The sequence below is a fragment of the Holdemanella sp. genome (genome assembly GCF_056804935.1).
Map to the genome: position 1 here is coordinate 1 of NZ_DBMEXE010000292.1, position 1,563 is coordinate 1,563.

Below are 1,563 nucleotides of genomic sequence, written 5' to 3' on the forward strand. Positions count from 1 at the left end.
TATCATCTAGAATATTCATTTTATTTAAGAAATAACCGACAACCATCAATAGAAAGATGGGAATCGTTGCATTTAGGCTAAATAATAAATTTTCCACAGAAATCCCTCCAAAACTATCTTAAAATTTTAGCACAAATATTGAATAATATGCACTAAAACACTTATATGTGACATTATTATCATTTTGTCACTTGTATGTAAGCGCTTGTACTCGTACAATGGAATTAACAAGTATATGAGGAGGAAATAATACTTATGGCAAATCGTTTTATTTTAAATGAAACAAGTTATCATGGTGCTGGAGCCATCAAAGAAGTGGTTACAGAAGTTAAAGCACGTGGATTAAAGAAAGGTTTAGTTGTTACAGACAAAGACTTGATCAAATTTGGTGTAGCTACTAAAGTCACAGACTTATTAGATGAAGCTGGACTTCCATACGAAATCTATGATGAAGTTAAGGCAAACCCAACTGTTGAACAAGTTAAAAATGGTGTAAAAGCAGCTAAAGATGCAGGTGCTGACTATTTAATCGCTATTGGTGGTGGAAGCCCACAAGATACTTGTAAAGGTATTGGAATCATCTTGGCAAACCCAGAATTTGAAGATGTTGTTAGCTTGGAAGGTGTTGCTCCAACTAAAAACAAATCTGTCCCAGTTATCGCAATTGCGACTACAGCAGGTACTGCAGCCGAAACTACAATCAACTATGTAATTACAGATACTGAAAAGAAAAGAAAATTTGTTTGTGTAGATGCTCACGATATCCCAGTTGTTGCGATTATCGACCCAGAAATGATGTCAAGTATGCCAAAGGGCTTAACTGCAAGTACTGGTCTTGACGCATTAACTCACGCTATTGAAGGATACACAACTTTAGCTGCTTGGGAACTTGCGGATACATTAAACTTAAAAGCTATCGAAATCATTTCAAGAAGCTTACGTGCTGCATGTGCTAACGATCCAAAAGGACGTGAAGACATGGCTTTAGGACAATATATGACAGGTATGGCATTCTCTAACGTTGGTTTAGGTGTTGACCACGGTATGGCTCACCCATTAAGCGCATTCTACGGAATCCCTCACGGTGTTGCTTGTGCTACATTACTTCCATACGTTATGGAATTCAACAAAGATTACACTGGTGAAAAATTTAGAGAAATCGCTCGTGTAATGGGAGTTGAAGGTGTTGATGAAATGTCTCAAGAAGAATATCGTCAAGCTGCTATTGATGCCGTTATTCAATTAAGTAAAGATTGCGGAATTGCTCAAAGCTTAAAAGAAATCGGTGTTAAAGAAGAAGACTTACCTACATTAACAGATTCAGCTATGGCTGACGTATGTACAGGTGGTAACCCTCGTCCATGTACTAAAGAATTGATCTTCGATTTATACAAATACGCATTTAACGGAAGAGACTAATATGTCCATTTAGAAGGCAATCTAGTTGCCTTCTTTTTTTCTGCAAAAGACACATTTAATAAAACAGGATATAGACATCATTAATGTCAAATAGACTTGTACAATTTACCTGTAAGTGAGGTAATGAAACATGTGTACAGAATT

General features: G+C 36.3%; 1 protein-coding gene. It reads left to right on the top strand.

Going from position 1 to position 1,563, the window contains the following annotated elements; all coding sequences use genetic code 11:
• The first annotated feature begins 255 nt into the window (after nt 1-255).
• Nucleotides 256-1,419 (top strand): lactaldehyde reductase, encoded by a 1,164-nt coding sequence (gene fucO, locus ACZQCL_RS09440; protein ID WP_227994063.1) that lies wholly within the window; start codon nt 256-258, stop codon nt 1,417-1,419.
• The last annotated feature ends 144 nt before the right edge of the window (nt 1,420-1,563 follow it).

Bases quoted from the DNA above. Each gene is read 5' to 3' on its own strand.
- fucO (WP_227994063.1), top strand. From the start codon at position 256: ATGGCAAATCGTTTTATTTTAAATGAAACAAGTTATCATGGTGCTGGA.